The organism is Pseudomonas sp. ZS1P83, from assembly GCF_054897825.1.
Window position 1 is genome coordinate 4,659,471 of record NZ_CM142706.1, and the last position, 20,834, is coordinate 4,680,304.

At 57.2% G+C, this 20,834-nt stretch carries 8 protein-coding genes, 2 tRNA genes and 3 rRNA genes; 3 read left to right on the plus strand and 10 right to left on the minus strand.

The window, feature by feature from the left end:
• Positions 1–3: 3 nt before the first annotated feature.
• The 10 genes from recD to aptA form a co-directional block, all read right to left on the minus strand.
• The gene (recD, locus tag ACYZT0_RS22065) at positions 4–2,112 is read right to left on the minus strand and encodes an exodeoxyribonuclease V subunit alpha (protein WP_462042986.1); all 2,109 of its coding nucleotides are present in this window, start codon (positions 2,110–2,112) and stop codon (positions 4–6) included.
• Positions 2,109–5,795 carry an exodeoxyribonuclease V subunit beta gene (gene recB, locus ACYZT0_RS22070; RefSeq protein WP_462042987.1) on the minus strand — a complete coding sequence of 1,229 codons (3,687 nt, stop codon included), beginning with the start codon at positions 5,793–5,795 and terminating at the stop codon, positions 2,109–2,111. The genes recD and recB overlap by 4 nt, the downstream gene beginning before the upstream one ends.
• On the minus strand, positions 5,795–9,244 hold the full coding sequence (gene recC / locus ACYZT0_RS22075; protein WP_462042988.1) for an exodeoxyribonuclease V subunit gamma: 3,450 nt from the start codon (positions 9,242–9,244) through the stop codon (positions 5,795–5,797). Before recC ends, recB begins: the two co-directional genes overlap by 1 nt.
• 156 nt (positions 9,245–9,400) lie before the next feature.
• Positions 9,401–9,516 (minus strand): 5S ribosomal RNA (rrf, locus tag ACYZT0_RS22080).
• A 160-nt stretch (positions 9,517–9,676) separates the two neighbouring features.
• Positions 9,677–12,568 (minus strand): 23S ribosomal RNA (locus ACYZT0_RS22085).
• A gap of 236 nt (positions 12,569–12,804) precedes the next feature.
• A tRNA-Ala gene (locus ACYZT0_RS22090) sits at positions 12,805–12,880 on the minus strand.
• A gap of 30 nt (positions 12,881–12,910) precedes the next feature.
• A tRNA-Ile gene (locus tag ACYZT0_RS22095) sits at positions 12,911–12,987 on the minus strand.
• An 82-nt stretch (positions 12,988–13,069) separates the two neighbouring features.
• Positions 13,070–14,608 (minus strand): 16S ribosomal RNA (locus ACYZT0_RS22100).
• The 16S, 23S and 5S rRNA genes sit together here with 2 tRNA genes alongside, the layout of an rRNA operon.
• 626 nt (positions 14,609–15,234) lie before the next feature.
• Positions 15,235–16,728, minus strand: a complete 1,494-nt coding sequence (locus ACYZT0_RS22105; protein WP_462042989.1) for a CoA-acylating methylmalonate-semialdehyde dehydrogenase — start codon at positions 16,726–16,728, stop codon at positions 15,235–15,237.
• Positions 16,729–16,803: 75 nt separating this feature from the next.
• Positions 16,804–18,153 carry an omega-aminotransferase AptA gene (gene aptA / locus ACYZT0_RS22110; RefSeq protein ID WP_462042990.1) on the minus strand — a complete coding sequence of 450 codons (1,350 nt, stop codon included), beginning with the start codon at positions 18,151–18,153 and terminating at the stop codon, positions 16,804–16,806.
• A 124-nt stretch (positions 18,154–18,277) separates the two neighbouring features.
• Here aptA and ACYZT0_RS22115 point away from each other — a divergent pair, with 124 nt between their 5' ends.
• The 3 genes from ACYZT0_RS22115 (at position 18,278) to ACYZT0_RS22125 (ending at position 20,634) form a co-directional block, all read left to right on the plus strand.
• Complete coding sequence (locus ACYZT0_RS22115; protein WP_462042991.1) at positions 18,278–19,198, plus strand: LysR family transcriptional regulator; 921 nt, start codon at positions 18,278–18,280, stop codon at positions 19,196–19,198.
• Positions 19,199–19,394: 196 nt separating this feature from the next.
• Positions 19,395–20,045, plus strand: a complete 651-nt coding sequence (locus tag ACYZT0_RS22120; protein WP_462042992.1) for a TetR/AcrR family transcriptional regulator — start codon at positions 19,395–19,397, stop codon at positions 20,043–20,045.
• A 7-nt stretch (positions 20,046–20,052) separates the two neighbouring features.
• Positions 20,053–20,634 carry an IMPACT family protein gene (locus ACYZT0_RS22125; RefSeq protein ID WP_462042993.1) on the plus strand — a complete coding sequence of 194 codons (582 nt, stop codon included), beginning with the start codon at positions 20,053–20,055 and terminating at the stop codon, positions 20,632–20,634.
• The last annotated feature ends 200 nt before the right edge of the window (positions 20,635–20,834 follow it).

Sequence of the window (20,834 nt, forward strand, 5' to 3'; positions counted from 1 at the left end):
CAGTCAATGACGTGTTTCAACACCCTCTTCCAGTTCCAGCATCAACCCGCTCAATCGCTTGACCTTGCGCCGCACTGCCTCTTCGAATACGCCGGGACGAGGCTCGATCAGGGTGAACCAGTTTTTGGCCCGGGTAATCCCGGTATAGATCAGCTCCTTGGTGAGTACAGGGTTCAGGGCATCCGGCAGAATCAATGCCGTGTGGGCAAATTCCGAGCCCTGGGATTTGTGCACCGTCATCGCGTACACGGTTTCGACATCATTGAGCCGGCTCGGTAGAACAAACCGTACGCCGCCCTGACCATCATTGCGCGGGAACGCCACACGCAACACCTGCGTCCCGGCCTCCGGCCCATCACGCTCCGGTAGCTTGAGCGCAATGCCGATGTCGCCGTTCATCAACCCCAGACCATAATCGTTGCGGGTCATCAGCACCGGCCGACCTTCGTACCACTGCTGGTCGCTGTCGATCAGCCGCGCCTTGAGCAGCGCGGCAGTCACGCGTTGATTCAAACCTTCCACGCCCCACGGCCCTTTGCGTACGGCGCATAACAATTGGAAGGCGTCGAAAGCCTGCAACACCTGGCGCGCCCAATCGGTCCAGCAAGGATCATTCAACGTGCTGCCGAGCGGTGGTCGCAGGCCGCGCAAGAGACTCAGGTAATGTCGATAACCCTGCGGTCCATCGCCATGGCCCTCAAGCAGCAAGCGCTCCAACGCCCGGTCCTGCTCCCCCTTGAGGGACAGGGAAAACACGTCGTCATGACTTCGAGCGGCCAACAATTTTCGAGCTTCCTCGGGTTGCTGCTGGTTGACCCAACGAGCCAGTTGACCGATGCCGCTGCCCTCGCCGAACCGGCGTGAATGACGCAGCATCACCACTTGCTGGGCCAGGGGATGTGTCCCTTGGGTGTCTTCCTGCAAACCGCTCGCATCCAGGCTTTCACCACTGACAGCTTGCAGCCACAGGCGAGTCTGTGGGCTGTACCAACCGGCCTCGGCGTCGCGGCACAGGTCGCCCAGAACGGCGCCGGCCTCCACCGACGCCAGTTGATCCTTGTCACCGAGCAGCACCAGGCGGGCGTGGGCCGGCATCGCATCGAGCAGATTGGCCATCATTTCCAGATCGATCATCGAGGCTTCGTCCACCACCAACACATCCAGCGGCAAGCGATTACCGGCGTGGTGACGGAAGTGTCGAGTACCGGGGCGACTGCCGAGCAGACGGTGAACGGTGGTGACATCTGACGGGATCTTCACCCGTACGGCTTCATCGACTTCCAGAGTCCGGACTTGCTGACTGATGGACTCCGTCAGTCGGGCTGCAGCCTTGCCGGTGGGTGCTGCGAGACGGATGCGCAACGGCTTGCCCGCCTCGACCGCCGGCGCCTGGAGCAACGCCAGCAAACGCACGACCGTCGTCGTCTTGCCGGTCCCCGGGCCGCCGGTGATGATGCTGAAGGCGCTGCGGGTAGCGAGGGCACAGGCGAGCTTCTGCCAGTCAATCACTTCGCCGGGCCTGGCTTGGCCGAACAAACGGCTGAGGCGTTGGGACAAATCATCCGGCGTGGTTTCGTGTTCCACCAGGCGTTGGCGCAGCGAGTTGTCGATACGCCGTTCGTAAGCCCAGTAGCGGCGCAGGTACAGGCGTTTGCCCGATAACACCAATGGCCGATGCTGCGCCGCCTCACGGCCATCGGCCGCCAAAGCGACCAGACTACTGGAGGCCAGGACCTTGCACCAATGGGCGCCGTCCAGCGACTCAAGCAATTGCGACGGCAGCAACATCGCACCACTTTGCAGATCGCCTTCCGGTGGCAGCGACAGGGCGAAGTCCGGCTCTTTGAGCGTCTCGAACACATCCAGGCACACATGACCGTGGCCCAGTTGATGACTGGCCAACGCGGCGGCCAGCAGCACCAGAGGATCGTCGCTGGGAGCAAGTTCATGAAGAAAAGCGACGAAGGCTTTGTCCAGCGCTCGCAGCCAGCCGCGCTCAACCCAGCGTGTCAGCAATAGCAGCAAATCATCGGCGCGACTCAACGGCGCCAGATCGGCCAGGCTTTCGGCTGTCAACGAAGAGGGCAGCAAATCAGCGAAGGTGCGACTCATAGCAAAACTCCCTGTTCCCAGGCGGGTTCGGCCTTGGGTTCTGGCTTACCCTGGAACAGCCGGTCCAGACGCTCGATCAGCTCTCTTGGAGGACGTGCGAAATACACACCTTGGCTGGGTGCGCGCGTACCGCGCAGGAACAGGTACAGCGCACCACCGACATGCCGGTCGTAATCGTAATCGGCAAGTCGCGCCTTGAGCTGGCGATGCAGGGCCAACAGGTACAGCACGTATTGCAGGTCGTAACGGTTGTCGAGAATCGACTGCTCCATGGCCTGCTCGGTGTAGGCCGCGTCATCGACGCCCAGCCAGTTGGATTTGTAGTCAGCGACGTAGTAGCGGCCGTCGTGCTCGAACGTCAGGTCGATGAAGCCTTTGAACATGCCATTGAGCAACACCGGCTCGGCAGCCACCCGGGCGACGCCGTTGTGGGTGTATTGGCGCACCAGTTCATCGAGCTTGAGCACATCGACCTTGTGGCTGGCGAACCAGAACTCCATCTCGACCCGGTACTGGGTCAGTTGCTCAAATACCACGGGGGCCTGCCCGCCGCCGATATGCAGCGGGGATGCGAGCAGGTGCTGCAGCCAGTCGTTCAGGGCGGTTATCCAGCCCTCCCAACCACGGCGGTTGCAGCGACGGGCAATAGCGTCTTCCACCGCTTGCGGGGTGGCGGCAAAACCTTCGTCGCCGGCCCATTCGAGCAAACCATGGAGAAAGGTGCCGGGGTTCGGGCCACGAGGGAATCGATGGATATCAGCGCCGCCGGCCACCACGTCTCGTGGTGCTTGCGGATCGAGGCGTTCGTCGTCGAAGAGCTTTTGCGCTTGCGGGCTCTCCGGCGCTTCATCAGTGCCCACGCTCATGCTGTCGCCAATGCGCAAGGCGCTGTAGGAGGCGATCCACCAGTTTTCGCTGGCCTTGCGTTTGGGTATCAGCGGAGCAAGCAACGTCGCATCGTTGTGCGGCGGATGGTAGTGCTCGACAATCGCTTCAGGCATTTCACCGTAGCTCAGCGCAGGACAGTCCTGCTGCAGGTCTTCCAGCCAACGCTTCAAACCTGCCGAGTCGGCCAATGGTGCACCGCCCCCCAGTAGATAGCCCAATGCAGAAAGATGCAGCACCGAGCTGTTGTTATTGCCGCGCTTGAGATCAGTCACTCCAAGCCAGCAGGCGTGTTGCGCCCGGGTCAGGGCCACGTAAAGCAAGCGTAAATCCTCGGCAAGACGCTCATCATCAGCCTGAACAATCAACTCGGCAGTAGGCCTCAAGGTCACTTGGGCCTTGCCCGTGGCGTCGTGGTAATGCAGCGGCAGGCGGCTGCCATCCACCGGTTTCGCCGAGCAAATGAACGGCAGGAACACCAAGGGATACTCAAGCCCCTTGGACTTGTGAATGGTCACGACTTTGACCAGTTGTTCGTCGCTCTCCAGACGCAGGATCTGCTCTTCGCCGGCCTGACCGGACAACGCCAGATGCTCGGACAAATGACGGATCAGCGCTTGCTCACCATCGAGTTCGGCGGCCGCTTGTTGCAGCAACTCGGACAGGTGCAGCAAATTGGTCAGCACCCGCTCGCCGTCGTTGCGCATGATCAATGTCTGAGGCAGCTGGAAGTCATGCAGCAACCGCCGCAGCATGGGCAACACGCCCTGCTTGCGCCAGAGCTCGCGATAGCTGCGGAACTGCATGACCCGCGCTTCCCAGGCCAGTTCGTCCTGATTGAGCCGTTCCAGTTCAGCCAGCGACAGGTTCAGCGTGATGCAGGCCAACGCGGCTCGCAGTGGACGCTCGACATCCGGCTCGGCGCAGGCCTTGAGCCAGGTCAGTAGATCGTGGGCCTCCTGGGCGGCAAACACCGAGTCCTTGTCCGACAGATAGACGCTGCGCACGCCACGAGCGGAAAGTTCGCCACGCACCGCTTGAGCTTCTTTTCCGTCGCGGACCAGGATCGCGATGTCCGCTGGCAGCAGCCCTCTGAAGTCCTTGCCGTCCTGTATGAAACCCGCGCGACCTTGTTGGCCGCCGTTGAGCAAAGCGGTGATTTCACTGGCGCAAGTGGCGGCCAGTTGTTGTCGGTAAACCGCGCCGGACAATGGCTGCTCGGCAGATAGATGCCAAATGTTGAGGGCGGGCACAACCTGACCGTCGATGTGCAAAACTTCTTTGCGTCCCTGGGATTCGACGGGCAGGAACGGTACCGGGTTCTCGCCATTCTTTTCACGAAACAGGAACGCGCCGCGTCCGGTCTCGCGAGACTCGGCACGCACAAACACATGGTTTGCCGCACTGACCATGCCATGACTTGAACGGAAATTGGTGCCCAGGGTATGCAGACGGCCAGCGGTGGCCTGGCGAGCGCGCAGGTAGGTATAAATGTCGGCACCACGGAAAGCGTAGATCGCTTGCTTCGGATCGCCGATCAGGAACAGACCGCATTCGGGATTGTTGTCTTCGATGCGATAGATGCTCTCGAAAATCCGGTACTGCACCGGGTCGGTGTCCTGGAACTCGTCGATCAACGCCACCGGGAACTGCTCGCGGATCAAGGTTGCCAGGCGCTCGCCGCCATCGGACTGGAGGGCTGCATCGAGCCGCAGCAACATGTCATCAAAGCCCATTTCCGCCCGGCGACGCTTTTCTTCCTCGAACCGTGTACCGACCCACTGGGCGGCGTGCTGCAACACGACGGCATCAGGAGTAGGCAATCCATCGAGACTGATCTTGAGGCCGGGCATGGCATCCAGTCCCGGATGACGGGGTACTTCGCCCTTCCAGGCTTCAGCCATACCATCAGGAGTCAGGCGCGTGAATCCGGTGCCGATATCCAATTGTTCAAGGGATTCGTCTTCAGCCCAGGCCCTGATCTTTTCGAACCAGGGCTCGAAATAGCGTGCCTGCATTTTTCGACCGTCGACACTCTTGCTCGCAACACCTTGGTGACAGATGGCAAGCATTTCGTCCGCCCACTGGCGCCAGGGCATCTTGAGTTCGAGCAAGGCTGTCCGTCGCTCTTGCAGACACTCCCTGATCAGGTCGGCAGGCTCTTTACCTTCAACACTGTCTCGCTCACTGGCGAACAAACCACGTAATCGCGGCAGCAATGCCGCCGGACCGCCCCAATTGCCGCGCACCCAGTTCAGCGCATCACCTTGCATCGGGTAACAGAACCGCCGCCAGTAGTCGCGCAGGACCTCACCCAGCAAATCGCTGTGATCGGTTTCCAGGGTCTGTGTAAAAAGGCTGCCACTGTCGAACGCGTGCTCGCGCAACATCCGCTGGCACCAACTATGGATAGTCGAAACTGCCGCCTCGTCCATCCACTGCGCGGCGATATCCAGGCGGTTGGCGCACCCGGGCCACTGCTCGGGAAGGTACTCCGCACGAAGCTCCGCGATAAGGCTATCGGGCGCCGGTGTTTCATCGCGAAAAAAACGCGCAGCTTCAGCCAGACGTGTGCGGATACGTTCGCGCAATTCTTTAGTCGCGGCATCGGTGAACGTCACAACGAGGATTTGCGGCGGCAACAGTTCACGTCCGAAGCCACTCGACTCTGCGCCGTGACCAAGGACCAACCGGAGATAAAGCGCTGAAATGGTGAAGGTCTTGCCGGTCCCGGCGCTCGCCTCGATCAGTTGGCTGCCGCGCAGGGGAAATGCCAAGGCCAGTGGTTTAGTGGTCATCAGCGCGCCTCCTCGCTGTTCAATGAACGCCAAGGCGCTTCAAGCAGCGGCCGATACAATGCGTTGCACCAATCCGGGAACGTTTCGTCTGCGGTAAGCGTGTCGTAGTCGGCGAACTGCCGTGCGAGTGCCGGGCTTTCGCGACGCTCGCCGTCGGTGGTCAGTCCATCGCCCTCATAAGCCTTGCGGGCTGCGGCTTGGGCTTTGGCCGGATCAGTTTGACCAAGCCATGCGAAGCCGGTCTTCACCGCAATCGGCAGCGGTTGGCGCATGCCCGTTTGCCAAGCCATTAACAGGTCGCCCAGAATCCGCAAGGCTGAATCCTCCTCCATCGGACCGAGCAGCAGACTGTCATCACTGGCCACCAACGCGGTGGTCATCGCCATCCCACTGGCGCAGGCAACCAGATGATTGACCCATGGCCGCGTCAGGCGATGCCATTTGCGAGACTTGATTGAGCCGATGCTGTTGGGGATTGTAGTGACTGATAGCAAACCACCGTCCGCACGTTGATGCAGGCCGCTGAGCCAACCTTCCAGACGCAGACCCTGCAACTGCAGATTCACTGGCAGAGCGTTGGTGAGCGGCGTCGGCCATAACGCCAAAAGCTGCTGGTAACGCTGCAGCAGATCCGGCAACGGTTCGATCAACTCTCGCTGAAGGCATTCGCCGAATCCGGCCATGGGCAGGAGGCCACAGTTTTGCAGACGTTTTGCCTGTGCTTCCAGTACCTGATCGGTGCTATCCAGATGTCCCAGCGCCGCTTCGAGCAAGTTGTCGCTAAGGCTGTAACGTTGCAACGCGTCGAGTACAAATGGCTCTTCATCAGCCAAGGGAACTTCAGCCGCTTCGAAGTACACCTTCAGTCGCTGACTGAAGAAATGTCGCACAGGATTACGCAGGAAATCCTGCAATTGACCGAGGCTCAGCGGCTCCTCCTGAACGTAGGGATCAAGGACCTCGATATCAGTCGCTTGCGCAAGGGCGTGATGAAGTACCTGCCACTCATTCGCATAGCTGAACAGGTCATCGCCTTCATGGAAGTAGCGGGCGCTGAAGGGTTGCAGTGGATGTTCCTGAGTGATGGCCTCAAGCAGATCTTCGTCGACATCATGCAATCGCCAACCGCTGGCCAGATGGTCCCGTAATTGGCCAATCAGTACTGACGCGGGGCGCTCACTGTTATCGCGAATGCTGCGGCCGACCCAACTGATATAGAGTTGATCACGTGCCGACAACAGGGCTTCCAACAGCAGGTAGCGGTCATCTTCGCGTCGGGAGCGATCGCCAGGACGGTAATCACTGCCCATGAGGTCGAAGTCCAGTGGCGGTTGTGCACGCGGGTAGTCCCCGTCATTCATGCCCAGCAGGCAGACCAGTTTGAACGGGATCGCTCGCATGGGCATCAAGGTGCAGAAGTTAACCGCACCCGCCAGAAAACGCTGGGACAAACGGCCCTGGTCGAGACCGGCGAGCCAGGCTTCACGGACCACGGTCAACGGTAGTTCATCATACAAGCCAACTGACTCGCAGGTTTCAAGCCAGGTTTCACGCAGCTCTTCGAGTTGGGCCAACACGTAGTCGTCATGCTCATTACTGGCCAGGAAGAACAGCTGAACCAGTGCATGCAACCGAAAGCCCCATCGTTTGGGGGCAGCGGGTTGAGAGAGTTCCTGGTGGGCAATCTCCAATGCATCCAGCAGCGCGACCAAAGGCCCAATGAGCGCGGCATCCAGACCACCGATCTCGTCGTAGGGTTCGATACCCTCGCAGGCACTGGCACTGCCCACGGCATAACCGAGCAGCATCCGGCGCAGGCCGAAACGCCAACTGTTTTGCTCCAGCTCCGGCGGCAGACCGAGACCCGCACGTTGCTTGGCATTCATGCCCCAGCGGATACCAGCGCCTTCGATCCAACGGTGCAGGGTCGGCAGATCGCGTTCCTCTACACCGAAGCGAGCGCGTAGTGCAGGAACATCCAGCAGATCGAGGATCTCGCTCACGGGGAAACGGCTGTCGGGCAGTTTGAGCAGATGCTCGATAGCAATCAGTAGCGGATCACGGCCGCGTTGACCTTGATCTGCGAGCGTGAAGGGAATGAAACGCGAGTCGTGGCGTTCAAGCTGAGCAAACACCGCACGAATATGGGGTGCGTAGCTGTCGATGTCAGGGACCATCACGATCACATCGCGAGGCCTTAAGTCCGGATCAGCACTGAAGCGTGCGAGCAACTGGTCGTGGAGAATCTCCACCTCGCGCTGGGCACTGTGGGCGATGTGAAAACGGATCGATTCGTCCTTCGCCGGATCGACAGCCGGCCAGCGCTCGCGTGTCTCATTCAAGGGACGCAATTCAAGAATGTCGTCCTGCAATTGATTGAGCATGTTCTGCGGCTGGCTGTCGCTGAACAGGTCGATACGACCATCGCGGAATGCCGAGCGATAGCTGTTGGGATCGTCGTAGCTGTCGAGCAGATTGATGTAGTCTCGCCCCTGCTTGCCCCACGCCGCCAGTAGCGGATGGGCATGCTGATGGAGGGTTTGTGGATCGAGCACAACCGGCATTCCGCTCTTGCGAGCCTGACGCTTGTACTGATGCCGCAACAGGTCCTTATCGGCGACGATGTCCGCCCAATGGTGACGACACGGGTTGTGTACGCAAAGCAGAACCTGGCTGAACCGGGCCAGCCCCGCGAGTGCTTCCAGGGCTTGAGCGGGCAGTGAAGAAATCCCGAAAACGATCACCCGAGAAGGTAAACCGCTGGGGGCTACGTCGAGGCTGTTGATGCGCTCGATAAACCGTTGATGGACGCCGGCTCGGCTTTGCGCCATGCCTTGTTCACCCACATCCAGCAACAGCGCGCGCCACAACTCTGCTTGCCAGCAGTTAGCCGGGGTCAGCGGTTTGGTTTCGCCTCTGCCATTTCGTAATTGATGACGACCTTCTGCCCAGTCTTCAAGCCAGTCGGCCCGATACACCTGGTATTGGTCAAACAAATCCGCCAACCGCTCGGCCAACTGATAGCGCTTGCGTAAATCGGTGTCATGGGTCAGGAAGCGCTGCAGCGGTTCGAAGTGCGGTTGATCGATCAACTGCGGAAGCAGGCGCATCAGACGCCAAGTCAAGGGAGCTTTATCGAGCAGGGATTTGACCGGGATTTCGTCACGCCCAAGCACCATGCGATAGAGCTGCCACATGAAGCTTCCCGGCAACTGCACGTCGATGGCTGCGGCGATTCCGCACCCGCCCATGTCGTCATCTTCGGGGTCTTCCGCCAGTGCCAGCTTCAGCCATTGGGCGATGCCGTTGCTCTGTACCAGGGCAATTTCGTTTTCCAAGGGAGCCAGCGGGTAACGCCGCATCCAGCTGACCACCAGGCTGCGCAACTCGTCCAGGCGGTTGCCGTGAACCACCATAAAACCAGCACTGAGGGACGTCGCGTCCGGCATAAAAGCTTCCTTGGAAAAATACAAAAGCTAGGGCCGAACCTTAGCATTGTCGGGAGACTGTGACAGCCGGGAGCCGTCCGGTATTGCTGTACGAACTTTCCTGCGGACAAAACAAAACCCCTACCTGCATACGCAGATAGGGGTTTCGGAATTTAATCTTGACGATGACCTACTCTCACATGGGGAAACCCCACACTACCATCGGCGATGCATCGTTTCACTGCTGAGTTCGGGATGGGATCAGGTGGTTCCAATGCTCTATGGTCGTCAAGAAATTCGGTAGCCAGGTCGTGGGCCTTTGCAGGTTCACGCTCCAGCGAATGGGTATGCGATAGTTTGGCGTTTTGTGAGTATCTCGAACTTTCGGTTCGTTTCGTCTTCACACACCGCAATCTGGTGCCCTCTCGGGTCAGCAAATTGCTTGGGTGTTATATGGTCAAGCCTCACGGGCAATTAGTATTGGTTAGCTCAACGCCTCACAGCGCTTACACACCCAACCTATCAACGTCGTAGTCTTCGACGGCCCTTCAGGGGACTCAAGGTCCCAGTGAGATCTCATCTTGAGGCTAGTTTCCCGCTTAGATGCTTTCAGCGGTTATCTATTCCGAACATAGCTACCCGGCAATGCCACTGGCGTGACAACCGGAACACCAGAGGTTCGTCCACTCCGGTCCTCTCGTACTAGGAGCAGCCCCTCTCAAATCTCAAACGTCCACGGCAGATAGGGACCGAACTGTCTCACGACGTTCTAAACCCAGCTCGCGTACCACTTTAAATGGCGAACAGCCATACCCTTGGGACCGGCTTCAGCCCCAGGATGTGATGAGCCGACATCGAGGTGCCAAACACCGCCGTCGATATGAACTCTTGGGCGGTATCAGCCTGTTATCCCCGGAGTACCTTTTATCCGTTGAGCGATGGCCCTTCCATACAGAACCACCGGATCACTAAGACCTACTTTCGTACCTGCTCGACGTGTCTGTCTCGCAGTCAAGCGCGCTTTTGCCTTTATACTCTACGACCGATTTCCGACCGGTCTGAGCGCACCTTCGTACTCCTCCGTTACTCTTTAGGAGGAGACCGCCCCAGTCAAACTACCCACCATACACTGTCCTCGATCCGGATAACGGACCTGAGTTAGAACCTCAAAGTTGCCAGGGTGGTATTTCAAGGTTGGCTCCACGCGAACTGGCGTCCACGCTTCAAAGCCTCCCACCTATCCTACACAAGCAAATTCAAAGTCCAGTGCAAAGCTATAGTAAAGGTTCACGGGGTCTTTCCGTCTAGCCGCGGATACACTGCATCTTCACAGCGATTTCAATTTCACTGAGTCTCGGGTGGAGACAGCGCCGCCATCGTTACGCCATTCGTGCAGGTCGGAACTTACCCGACAAGGAATTTCGCTACCTTAGGACCGTTATAGTTACGGCCGCCGTTTACCGGGGCTTCGATCAAGAGCTTCGCGTTAGCTAACCCCATCAATTAACCTTCCGGCACCGGGCAGGCGTCACACCCTATACGTCCACTTTCGTGTTTGCAGAGTGCTGTGTTTTTAATAAACAGTCGCAGCGGCCTGGTATCTTCGACCGGCATGGGCTTACGCAGTAAATGCTTCACCCTCACCGGCGCACCTTCTCCCGAAGTTACGGTGCCATTTTGCCTAGTTCCTTCACCCGAGTTCTCTCAAGCGCCTTGGTATTCTCTACCCAACCACCTGTGTCGGTTTGGGGTACGGTTCCTGGTTACCTGAAGCTTAGAAGCTTTTCTTGGAAGCATGGCATCAACCACTTCGTCACCCAAAGGGTAACTCGTCATCAGCTCTCGGCCTTAGACTCCCGGATTTACCTAAGAGTCCAGCCTACCACCTTAAACTTGGACAACCAACGCCAAGCTGGCCTAGCCTTCTCCGTCCCTCCATCGCAATAACCAGAAGTACAGGAATATTAACCTGTTTTCCATCGACTACGCTTTTCAGCCTCGCCTTAGGGACCGACTAACCCTGCGTCGATTAACGTTGCGCAGGAAACCTTGGTCTTTCGGCGTGGGTGTTTTTCACACCCATTGTCGTTACTCATGTCAGCATTCGCACTTCTGATACCTCCAGCAAGCTTCTCAACTCACCTTCACAGGCTTACAGAACGCTCCTCTACCGCATCACCTAAGTGATACCCGTAGCTTCGGTGTATGGTTTGAGCCCCGTTACATCTTCCGCGCAGGCCGACTCGACTAGTGAGCTATTACGCTTTCTTTAAAGGGTGGCTGCTTCTAAGCCAACCTCCTAGCTGTCTAAGCCTTCCCACATCGTTTCCCACTTAACCATAACTTTGGGACCTTAGCTGACGGTCTGGGTTGTTTCCCTTTTCACGACGGACGTTAGCACCCGCCGTGTGTCTCCCATGCTCGGCACTTGTAGGTATTCGGAGTTTGCATCGGTTTGGTAAGTCGGGATGACCCCCTAGCCGAAACAGTGCTCTACCCCCTACAGTGATACATGAGGCGCTACCTAAATAGCTTTCGAGGAGAACCAGCTATCTCCGAGCTTGATTAGCCTTTCACTCCGATCCACAGGTCATCCGCTAACTTTTCAACGGTAGTCGGTTCGGTCCTCCAGTTAGTGTTACCCAACCTTCAACCTGCCCATGGATAGATCGCCCGGTTTCGGGTCTATTCCCAGCGACTAGACGCCCTATTAAGACTCGCTTTCGCTACGCCTCCCCTATTCGGTTAAGCTCGCCACTGAAAATAAGTCGCTGACCCATTATACAAAAGGTACGCAGTCACCCAACAAAGTGGGCTCCCACTGCTTGTACGCATACGGTTTCAGGATCTATTTCACTCCCCTCTCCGGGGTTCTTTTCGCCTTTCCCTCACGGTACTAGTTCACTATCGGTCAGTCAGTAGTATTTAGCCTTGGAGGATGGTCCCCCCATATTCAGACAAAGTTTCTCGTGCTCCGTCCTACTCGATTTCATGACTAAGAGATTTTCGCGTACAGGGCTATCACCCACTATGGCCGTACTTTCCAGAACGTTCCGCTAATCTCAAAGCCACTTAAGGGCTAGTCCCCGTTCGCTCGCCACTACTAAGGGAATCTCGGTTGATTTCTTTTCCTCAGGGTACTTAGATGTTTCAGTTCCCCTGGTTCGCCTCTTAAGCCTATGTATTCAGCTTAAGATAACCATCTTATGATGGCTGGGTTCCCCCATTCAGACATCTCCGGATCAAAGTCTGTTTGCCGACTCCCCGAAGCTTTTCGCAGGCTACCACGTCTTTCATCGCCTCTGACTGCCAAGGCATCCACCGTATGCGCTTCTTCACTTGACCATATAACCCCAAGCAATCTGGTTATACTGTGAAGACGACATTCGCCGAAAATTCGCAATTTAACTCACAAATTTTACCTTAGCCTGATCCGTTACCAGTGAAAGTAACGTCCAGTCTATCTTTCTATCACATACCCAAATTTTTAAAGAACGATCTAATCAAAGACTAGAAATCAACATTCATCACCGTCTTGGTGGAATGCTCATTTCTAAGCTTTCAACAACAGAAGCAGTTAGTGGTGGAGCCAAACGGGATCGAACCGTTGACCTCCTGCGTGCAAGGCAGGCGCTCTCCCAGCTGAGCTATGGCCCCGTATTTCTACAGGCGTTTCCCACACAAAATTGGTGGGTCTGGGCAGATTCGAACTGCCGACCTCACCCTTATCAGGGGTGCGCTCTAACCAACTGAGCTACAGACCCAATTTCGGGCTGCTTCTTATCGTCTTCTTCAATGAATCAAGCAATTCGTGTGGGAACTTATGGAGCAGCTGATGTCGTCGATTAAGGAGGTGATCCAGCCGCAGGTTCCCCTACGGCTACCTTGTTACGACTTCACCCCAGTCATGAATCACACCGTGGTAACCGTCCTCCCGAAGGTTAGACTAGCTACTTCTGGTGCAACCCACTCCCATGGTGTGACGGGCGGTGTGTACAAGGCCCGGGAACGTATTCACCGCGACATTCTGATTCGCGATTACTAGCGATTCCGACTTCACGCAGTCGAGTTGCAGACTGCGATCCGGACTACGATCGGTTTTCTGGGATTAGCTCCACCTCGCGGCTTGGCAACCCTCTGTACCGACCATTGTAGCACGTGTGTAGCCCAGGCCGTAAGGGCCATGATGACTTGACGTCATCCCCACCTTCCTCCGGTTTGTCACCGGCAGTCTCCTTAGAGTGCCCACCTTAACGTGCTGGTAACTAAGGACAAGGGTTGCGCTCGTTACGGGACTTAACCCAACATCTCACGACACGAGCTGACGACAGCCATGCAGCACCTGTCTCAATGTTCCCGAAGGCACTCCGCTATCTCTAGCAGATTCATTGGATGTCAAGGCCTGGTAAGGTTCTTCGCGTTGCTTCGAATTAAACCACATGCTCCACCGCTTGTGCGGGCCCCCGTCAATTCATTTGAGTTTTAACCTTGCGGCCGTACTCCCCAGGCGGTCAACTTAATGCGTTAGCTGCGCCACTAAGAGCTCAAGGCTCCCAACGGCTAGTTGACATCGTTTACGGCGTGGACTACCAGGGTATCTAATCCTGTTTGCTCCCCACGCTTTCGCACCTCAGTGTCAGTATCAGTCCAGGTGGTCGCCTTCGCCACTGGTGTTCCTTCCTATATCTACGCATTTCACCGCTACACAGGAAATTCCACCACCCTCTACCATACTCTAGCTCGACAGTTTTGAATGCAGTTCCCAGGTTGAGCCCGGGGATTTCACATCCAACTTAACGAACCACCTACGCGCGCTTTACGCCCAGTAATTCCGATTAACGCTTGCACCCTCTGTATTACCGCGGCTGCTGGCACAGAGTTAGCCGGTGCTTATTCTGTCGGTAACGTCAAAACACTTACGTATTAGGTAAATGCCCTTCCTCCCAACTTAAAGTGCTTTACAATCCGAAGACCTTCTTCACACACGCGGCATGGCTGGATCAGGCTTTCGCCCATTGTCCAATATTCCCCACTGCTGCCTCCCGTAGGAGTCTGGACCGTGTCTCAGTTCCAGTGTGACTGATCATCCTCTCAGACCAGTTACGGATCGTCGCCTTGGTGAGCCATTACCTCACCAACTAGCTAATCCGACCTAGGCTCATCTGATAGCGCAAGGCCCGAAGGTCCCCTGCTTTCTCCCGTAGGACGTATGCGGTATTAGCGTCCGTTTCCGAGCGTTATCCCCCACTACCAGGCAGATTCCTAGGCATTACTCACCCGTCCGCCGCTCGCCACCAGGTACAAGTACCCGTGCTGCCGCTCGACTTGCATGTGTTAGGCCTGCCGCCAGCGTTCAATCTGAGCCATGATCAAACTCTTCAGTTCAAACATCTTTGGGTTTTTAAGAAACCCTAAACTTGGCTCAGCAATCGTTGGTTACATCTTTGATTTCTCGCGGAGTAACTTGTGATGCTGATAATCTTGTTGACTATCAGTCTGACTCCACAAGCACCCACACGAATTGCTTGATTCAGTTGTTAAAGAGCGGTTGGTTAAGATCTTTCGTCTCAACCGAGGCGCGCATTCTACAGCAGCCTCTGTTGCTGTCAAGCGGTTATTTTAAGAAGTTTTCAAAGTTTCCTCTGCAACTTCAACCACTTGCGCTTTCGATCTCTCGTTAGCGGGAGGCGAATTCTACAGCGTTACTCGCTGCTGTCAACACCTCTTTTACACCGCTTTCGACCGAGAAGATCGAACCGTTAAAAGAGCCAAACAACCCCGCTCTTTCAACTCCTTCTGGGCTTCGATGACCTGAAGCAACTCGCTGTCGAAAACTGCGTAACTCATTGTTTACCAAGGAGTTTTCCGTTTCGACTGCGCCGGAAGTGGGGCGAATTATAGACTTCCAGAATCTGCCGTCAACACCTATTTTCACAATTCTGTCATATAGGTCAAAAAAGCCCCTGAAACGCAAAGGCCGGCCCCAAGGGGCCGGCCTTCTTCCCGTCTACTTACAAACTAGGGAATGCGAATTGCGATGCTTCATGGCTCGCCCGTTGTGGCCAGCGCTGGGTAATGGCCTTGCGACGGGTATAGAAACGCACACCATCCGGACCATACGCATGCAGGTCGCCGAACAGCGAGCGCTTCCAGCCACCAAAGCTGTGATAAGCCACCGGGACCGGCAGCGGTACGTTTACGCCGACCATGCCGACTTCGATCTCGTCGCAGAACAACCGCGCCGCTTCCCCATCACGAGTAAAGATGCAGGTGCCGTTGCCATATTCGTGATCGTTGATCAGCTGCATTGCTTCTTCCAGGCTGTTGACCCGAACGACGCACAACACCGGACCGAAGATCTCTTCTTTATAGATGCGCATCTCTGGTGTGACGTTGTCGAACAGGCAACCGCCCAGGAAGAAGCCATCCTCATGACCGGCCACGCTCAGACCACGACCATCGACCACTAAAGAAGCACCCGCCGAAACGCCGTCTTCTATATAGCCACTGACTTTGTCGCGAGCCTGGCCGGAAACCAGCGGCCCCATGTCTAGACCACACGTCGTGCCGGCACCGATTTTCAGCGCTTTGATCTGCGGTACCAGTTTGGCCACCAGCGCATCCGCCACCTGGTCACCGACGCAAACGGCCACCGAAATCGCCATGCAACGTTCACCGCAAGAACCGTAGGCCGCGCCCATCAGTGCGCTGACCGCGTTATCCAGATCCGCATCCGGCATCAGCACCGCATGGTTCTTCGCGCCACCCAGTGCCTGAACGCGCTTGCCGCGCTTGGTGCCTTCGGCGTAGATGTATTCGGCAATCGGCGTCGAACCAACGAAGCTCAACGCTTTGACTTCCGGCGCTTCGATCAGCGCATCCACCGCAGCCTTGTCGCCGTGCACTACGCTCAGCACGCCTTTTGGCAGACCGGCTTCCAACAACAATTGAGCAATCAACAGTGTCGAACTTGGGTCACGCTCGGACGGCTTGAGGATGAAGCAGTTGCCGCAGACGATTGCCAGCGGATACATCCACAGCGGCACCATGGCCGGGAAGTTGAACGGGGTAATACCGGCCACCACGCCCAACGGCTGGAAGTCCGACCAGGCATCAATGTTTGGGCCCACGTTACGGCTGTATTCGCCCTTGAGGATTTCCGGCGCTGCGCAAGCGAACTCGACGTTCTCGATGCCGCGCTTCAATTCGCCGGCAGCATCTTCCAGCGTCTTGCCGTGTTCTTCGCTGATCAATTGAGCGATACGCGCTTCATTCTGTTCCAGCAGTTGCTTGAAGCGGAACATCACCTGAGCACGCTTGGCCGGCGGCGTGTTACGCCAGGCCGGGAACGCAGCCTTGGCCGAGTCGATAGCTTTCTGAATGGTTTCGCGGCTGGCCAATGGCAGCTTGTGGATCGCCTGGCCGGTAGACGGGTTGAACACGTCAGCCGTGCGACCGTCTTCGGTCACCAGTTCGCCATTGATCAAATGCGGGATAAGGCTCATGCGGGGCTCCTGAAAAGTTGTCCACAGACGCCCGGCGAGGGCGTCTGCTGTTTTGTACTTATATAGAGGGAGAAATCAGTCGATCTTGTTCAGCACTTCGCCGACCGCGTCGAACAGACGATCAAGGTCTTGGGGCTTGCTGTTGAAGGTTGGGCCGAACTGCAGGGTGTCGCCGCCGAAGCGCACGTAGAACCCGGCTTTCCACAGCGCCATGCCGGCTTCGAACGGACGCACGATAGCGTCGCCGTCACGAGGCGCGATCTGGATCGCACCGGCCAAGCCGTAGTTGCGGATGTCGATGATGTTTTTCGAGCCCTTCAGACCGTGCAGCGCATTTTCGAAATGCGGTGCGACTTCGGCCACGCTCTGTACCAGGTTTTCCTTTTGCAGCAGGTCGAGTGCTGCCAGGCCAGCGGCACACGCCACCGGGTGCGCGGAATAGGTGTAGCCGTGCGGGAATTCCACCGCGTACTCAGGCGTCGCCTGGTTCATGAAGGTCTGGTAGATCTCGGAGCTGGCAATCACTGCGCCCATCGGAATCGCGCCGTTAGTGACTTGCTTGGCGATGCACATCAGGTCCGGGGTCACGCCGAAGCTGTCGGCGCCGAACATCGAACCGGTACGGCCGAAACCGGTGATCACTTCGTCGAACACCAGCAGGATGTTGTGCTGATCGCAGATCTCGCGCAGACGCTTGAGGTAACCCTGTGGCGGAACCAGGACGCCAGCCGAACCGGCCATTGGCTCGACAAACACTGCCGCTATGTTCGAAGCGTCATGCAGCTCAATCAATTTGAGCAGTTCATCTGCCAGGGCGATACCGCCCTCTTTCGGCATGCCACGGGAATAGGCATTACTCGCCAGCAAGGTGTGCGGCAGGTGATCGACGTCCATCATCGCCTGACCGAACATTTTGCGGTTGCCGTTCACGCCACCGAGGCTGGTGCCGGCGATGTTCACGCCGTGATAACCACGGGCACGGCCGATCATTTTGGTCTTGGTGGCCTGGCCCTTCAGACGCCAGTAAGCACGAACCATCTTCACCGCCGTGTCAGCGCACTCGGAACCCGAGTCAGTGAAGAACACGTGATTCAGATTGCCCGGAGTCAGGTCGGTGATTTTCTCAGCCAGCTGGAACGACAGCGGATGGCCGTACTGGAAGCCTGGCGAGTAATCGAGGGTGCCCAACTGCTTGGCGACCGCTTCCTGAATTTCCTTGCGGGTATGCCCTGCACCGCAGGTCCACAGACCGGACAGCGAGTCATACACTTTGCGGCCCTTGTCATCTATCAGCCAACTGCCTTCAGCCGCCACGATCAGTCGCGGATCGCGCTGGAAATTACGGTTGGCGGTGTAGGGCATCCAGTGAGCATCGAGCTTGAGCTGGCTGGCCAGAGAAGTCGGGGCGTTATCAGGCAAGTTCATGGGCAAAACCTCGCAGGGCAATAAGCGGCGTGGAGATGAAAAGCGTTCTTGCAGCTAAATTGCCACGGGGATAAAGTCGGTGAAATCCAACTCTTCTAACGTTCAGTCAGGTCACCACTAAACTATGAGCAGCCGTCGCCCCGATCCACTGGCGCAAGTCAGTGACTTTGATATCCGTCTGCTTAGGATTTTTCGCAGTGTGGTGGAGTGTGGCGGCTTCTCAGCAGCGGAATCGGTGCTGGGGATCGGCCGCTCGGCGATCAGCCAGCAAATGAGCGATCTGGAACAGCGCCTCGGTTTGCGCTTGTGCCAACGCGGTCGCGCCGGTTTTTCCCTGACCGAAGAAGGTCGCGAGGTTTACCAATCGGCGCTGCAGTTATTGAGCGCGCTGGAAAGTTTCCGCACCGAGGTCAACGGCCTGCACCAACATTTGCGCGGCGAATTGACTATCGGCCTGACCGACAACCTGGTCACCCTCCCCCACATGCGCATCACCCACGCTTTGGCGCAATTGAAGGAGCGCGGTCCGGACGTGCAGATTCAGATTCGCATGATCGCGCCCAATGAAGTCGAACAAGGCGTGCTCGACGGTCGATTGCATGTCGGCGTGGTCCCGCAAGCCAGCGCGTTGTCGGGGCTGGAATATCAGCCGCTCTATAGCGAACGCTCGCTCCTGTATTGCGCGGTCGGTCATCCGTTGTTTTATGTCGACGATAAACAACTGGACGACGAGCGTCTCAACAGCCAGGACGCCATTGCGCCGACCTTTCGTTTGCCAGCGGAAATCCAGGCCCATTACCAGGCGCTCAATTGCACCGCCAGTGCCTCGGACCGTGAAGGCATGGCGTTCCTGATCCTGACCGGGCGCTACATCGGTTACCTGCCGGACCACTACGCCAGTCTCTGGGTGCAGCAAGGCCGATTGCGTGCGTTGAAACCAGAAGCACGGTTCTATGACCTAAGCCTCGCATCGGTCACCCGCAAGGGCCGTCGCCCGCATTTGGTGCTGGAAAGCTTTTTGGAGAGCCTGGCGGAGACGCGCTAGTAACCAACGAAGCCTGTAGGAGCGAAGCTTGCTCGCGAAGGCGTCGGCTCAGTCAACTTCAGTGTTGAATGTTAAGACGCCTTCGCGAGCAAGCTTCGCTCCTACAGGGGAGGTTTTATTGCGTCAGGACTTGTCTGATGCCTGTGGGTACGCTATCAACGCACTGTTGCACCCACCCACTTGTTCGGAAGTGCCTATGACCTTTGAAGTCCCCGCTCACGGCGGCAAACCTGCCAGCCGCATTCGTCAGAAGAACGAAGAGACCATCATCAAAGCCGCCGAAGACGAGTTCGCCCGTCACGGGTTCAAAGGCACCAGCATGAACACCATCGCCCTGAATGCCGGTTTGCCCAAGGCGAATCTGCATTACTACTTCACCAACAAACTCGGTTTGTACGTGGCGGTATTAAGCAACATCCTCCAGTTGTGGGACAGCACCTTCAACACCCTGACCGCTGAAGATGATCCAGGCGAAGCGCTGACGCGATATATCCGCGCCAAGATGGAATTCTCCCGTCGTCAGCCGCAAGCCTCGCGGGTCTTCGCCATGGAAGTCATCAGTGGTGGTGAGTGCTTGACCGAGTATTTCAATCAGGATTATCGCGCCTGGTTCCAGGGCCGGGCCGCCGTGTTCCAGGCGTGGATCGATGCCGGCAAGATGGACCCGGTCGACCCGGTGAACCTGATCTTCCTGTTGTGGGGCAGCACTCAGCATTACGCCGATTTCGCCACGCAGATCTGCCGCGTCACCGGGCGCACCAAGCTGACCAAGCAAGACATGGAAGACGCCGGCAACAACCTGATCCGCATCATTCTCAAGGGCTGCGGCCTGACGCCAACGATCTAAGACACTTATGCCTTTTACCCTCAGCGATTTTTGCGAGCACCGCGAAGAGATTCGCAAAAGCCGCTTCATCACCTTTGCCGCGCCGATCAGCAGCCCTGCGCAAGCCCAGGCGTTCATCGAACAGCACAGCGATTTGAATGCCTCGCACAATTGCTGGGCCTGGAAGCTTGGCGACCACTACCGCAGCACTGACGATGGCGAGCCCGGCGGCACCGCTGGCCGGCCGATTCTGGCGGCGATTGAAGCGCAGGATTGCGATCAGGTCGCCGTGCTGGTAATTCGTTGGTATGGCGGCATTCAACTCGGCACCGGTGGCCTCGCCCGGGCGTATGGCGGCGGCGCCAACAAGTGCCTGCAAGTCGCGGCGAAGGTTGAGTTGATCAGTCGAGTGCCGGTGAGTTGTGCCTGTGCATTTGGTGAGTTGCCGCTGGTGAAGCTTCGGGTGGCGGAGCTGGGTGGATTGGTTGTGGAAGAAACGTTCACGGCCAACGGCGTAGAACTGCAATTGGCGATCGGCGAAAGCCAGATTGATACCCTGCAAACGCAGCTGGCGGATTTGAGCCGTGGGCGCATTCTGTTGCAGCATTAATCGCACCACGAACGTCCACAGCCCTTTCGTCGAACCGATGCATTTGCCCACATCTACTGTGCACCCGGCTGTGGATAACCTGAGCACATCCGGCTGTAACCCTTCTGTCATGCGGCTTTGCGGGCTTTGCTCACTTTTCGTTCAATTCGCCATCAAAAAAACTAAATCCACTTAAAAACAATCAGTTACCTCGGTTTATC

What these genes read in the sequence shown, in the direction of transcription:
- recD (WP_462042986.1), bottom strand. Translation starts at nt 2,112, where the DNA reads ATGAGTCGCACCTTCGCTGATTTGCTGCCCTCTTCGTTGACAGCCGAA.
- recB (WP_462042987.1), bottom strand. Translation starts at nt 5,795, where the DNA reads ATGACCACTAAACCACTGGCCTTGGCATTTCCCCTGCGCGGCAGCCAA.
- recC (WP_462042988.1), bottom strand. Translation starts at nt 9,244, where the DNA reads ATGCCGGACGCGACGTCCCTCAGTGCTGGTTTTATGGTGGTTCACGGC.
- ACYZT0_RS22105 (WP_462042989.1), bottom strand. Translation starts at nt 16,728, where the DNA reads ATGAGCCTTATCCCGCATTTGATCAATGGCGAACTGGTGACCGAAGAC.
- aptA (WP_462042990.1), bottom strand. Translation starts at nt 18,153, where the DNA reads ATGAACTTGCCTGATAACGCCCCGACTTCTCTGGCCAGCCAGCTCAAG.
- ACYZT0_RS22115 (WP_462042991.1), top strand. Translation starts at nt 18,278, where the DNA reads ATGAGCAGCCGTCGCCCCGATCCACTGGCGCAAGTCAGTGACTTTGAT.
- ACYZT0_RS22120 (WP_462042992.1), top strand. Translation starts at nt 19,395, where the DNA reads ATGACCTTTGAAGTCCCCGCTCACGGCGGCAAACCTGCCAGCCGCATT.
- ACYZT0_RS22125 (WP_462042993.1), top strand. Translation starts at nt 20,053, where the DNA reads ATGCCTTTTACCCTCAGCGATTTTTGCGAGCACCGCGAAGAGATTCGC.